Genomic DNA, 1,206 nt, shown 5'->3' on the forward strand with positions numbered 1-1,206 from the left:
TAAGTTTTCTTTCCTGTAAAAAATACTCCTGCTGCTAAAATTTCTCTGCCTTTTTTTCCTAATGCCATATCTAAATTATCGCCCTCTTGTACTAAAAAAGTGTGCCAATCTTCTAAACGGTCTTGCCATTCTTTTTGTTGAATATAAGGCCAGATAGTTTGAATCAACATCATCATACTATAAGATGGATAATGATGAGGCAAAATACCACTATTTATTTCTTCAAAGTCTGACAAAATCTGCTGTAAACCATGAATTGTCATATTAAAATAATGACTAGGGTCAGCATGAAGTGGTTGTAAAAAGGCAGTATCAATAAAGATTAAACCACCTGGTTTTAAAATACGATAAAGTTCTTTAGCAGTGATAAATGGATTTGGTAAATGTTCAAAAACGGCATGACTAATTATCCCATCAAAGCAATTATCAATAAATGGTAATTTTAATGTTGAACAAACTAAATCTGTATATTGATATTGCTGCACATCTAAATAACAAATATTTGGCTTGAGATATTCTTTTTGAGTATTACCTGCGCCAAAATCTAGAATTATTCCATTTTCCCCAATTTGATTTAATATTTTTAAAATTCCTTCTGAATAAGGATGAGTTTTTTCTATTTCTGTTAGTTTAATAAATGGTAATTCTCCAGATTGTAAAATATGAGGAGTATTTCCCCTAATCCATACAGGACAATTTTCTGCATTACATGGTTTAGCTTTTTGATGGCATTGTGGGCAAATCAATATTTTTTCTAGGTTAAAATTTTTCTCTCTTGTGGGTAGTTTAGGGGGTTTACCAATAACTTTGAATTGATTTTGAAATAATAATGTCTTTTCCTCTTTATCAAGGAATATTTCTATTTTTACATCTGTCTCTGGTTTAATATTTTCTGGTAGTAAAATTTCACCCCAAAAACCACTATGAATAGCATATTTTTTCTCTGGAAAAGCAGTAGCAACATCTGGTCTATATGCACCATGTAAAAGGGAAGTATAAGGTTGAGAATTTATATGAACAGCTAGTTTTACATTGCGGTTATTTTCAGGAATATACCAACCAGAAAATTTGGTTAAGTAATCTATTTCTGTACCTTTGGGAAAATCTAAATTAAACATTTTTTATGAAGGAAGAAGGAAGAAGGAAGAAGTAAGAAGTAAGAAGTAAGAAGTAAGAAGTAAGAAGTAAGAAGTAAGAAGTAAGAAG

At 30.4% G+C, this 1,206-nt stretch carries 1 protein-coding gene; it reads right to left on the minus strand.

The window, feature by feature from the left end; translation table 11 throughout:
* Positions 1-1,118 (minus strand): class I SAM-dependent methyltransferase (locus ACP6PK_RS00920; protein ID WP_426556961.1); only part of this gene is annotated, 1,118 nt, incomplete at its 3' end.
* Positions 1,119-1,206 lie beyond the last annotated feature (88 nt).

The sequence above is a fragment of the Dapis hubbardiae BLCC-M172 genome, from assembly GCF_050016015.1.
Lineage (GTDB): Bacteria > Cyanobacteriota > Cyanobacteriia > Cyanobacteriales > Microcoleaceae > Trichodesmium.